This window comes from Arthrobacter sp. HMWF013 (assembly GCF_003061105.1).
GTDB lineage: Bacteria > Actinomycetota > Actinomycetes > Actinomycetales > Micrococcaceae > Arthrobacter.
Genome location: NZ_QAIQ01000642.1, coordinates 1 through 1,400, shown reverse-complemented (window position 1 = coordinate 1,400; position 1,400 = coordinate 1). Strand labels below are relative to the sequence as shown.

Sequence of the window (1,400 nt, the reverse complement as noted above, 5' to 3'; positions counted from 1 at the left end):
CGTCAGCACCGACGGTGTCTCGGAACAGACCCTGTTCAAATCCAGCGCTGAAGGCACCCTCGGCAAGGCACGCCTCGTCGAAGAGCAGTCCGTCGGCGGCACCAGCATCCGGATCGCCGCTCCCGCCGGTGAAACCGGCATCAAGTTCCCCGCGCCCGCCGGCGGCTCCGAGCACAACCTCTTCAACCTCTCGGTCTCACTGCCGCTCTCTCCTGAGGTGACGGAGTCAGTAGTCGCCGTCGATCCCGTCTCCGAACGGGCGCTGCTTGGCGCTGCGGGCGATTTCCTCGCCCCGCTTGAGAAGGCCCCGCCCGCCGACGCCCGGAACGCCGGTGCCATCGGCCGCCACTTTGAGAGCCTCTTCACCAACGGCATCAGCATGGACGAACTTGAGGAAGGCCCTGACTTCCTCGGCGTCAAGCTGAAATACTGGGCGCCGCTGATGACCCAGTACCAGCAGGCGAAGCGCAGCGGGCAGCTCACGGCCGACTCGCAGGCCATTCCCCTGATCGTCCGCTCCGGCACATCACTGGACCTCAAGTACAACGTCAAAATCGAAGAAATCGACGCCGCGGGCAAGGTCGTGAAGGAAGTCGGCACGGCATCGCGCTCCCTGGGCAACGACTACCTGCCTTTCGTCTCCAAGGATCCTTTCGCTCTGTCCTGGCCCGGCTCCACGGATCACTCCGGCCTCCTCGGCAGCGCCGGCAACTTCAACCAGGGCCTCTACACTCCGGCCACCTGGAGCACGGACTTTGCCGCGGCGCCGCAGTACACCGACGGCGAGGCCGCAGCGAACGGGGCAGTCCAGAAGACCGCCGTTCCGGGTGACTGGGTCACCGTCAACCGCCTGCCCGAAAAGGGTGCCAACGGCGCACCGGTGGACCAGACCCAGCGCGAACCCGTGGACGAACGTTCCTACCGGGAAGACCTGGAAACCGGAGAGAAGCTCGCGGCGCCGCTGGCCATGGTCTACGGAACCTTCGACCCCTCCGCCGTCGAGCAGGCAGCAGGAGACGTCAACCGGCTCCCGCTCGGTGGCTACGACCCCACACCGTTGACCCTCACCAAGGACGCCGAGGGCAAGACGGTCACCAGCACTGAACTGAAGCCCTCCCTCAGTGCCACCGGTCTGGCCAGCCAGTCAGCCGGTGCCATCACGGACTACTACGGCCTCGCAGCAGCACGTGGCTACGAAGACAACGCCGCGGTGATCGATGCCGTCCGTGTCCGGGCAAAGGCGCCCGGCAGCTGGAAGGAAGCCCAGCCCGACGTCGAAAAGCTTGCCCGCGAAATCCGTGAAATGGGCCTCGAAGCCACCGTGGTGGCCGGTTCCGCACGCGAAGATGACAGCATCTTCGTCCCGGGCTACTCAAAGGACGGCGCCGGCAAGGAATCCG

Annotated in this window: 1 pseudogene; it reads left to right on the top strand. The window is 65.9% G+C overall.

Going from position 1 to position 1,400, the window contains the following annotated elements:
• A pseudogene (locus tag DBR22_RS21340) lies at positions 1-1,400 on the top strand (ABC transporter permease); the annotation flags it as partial.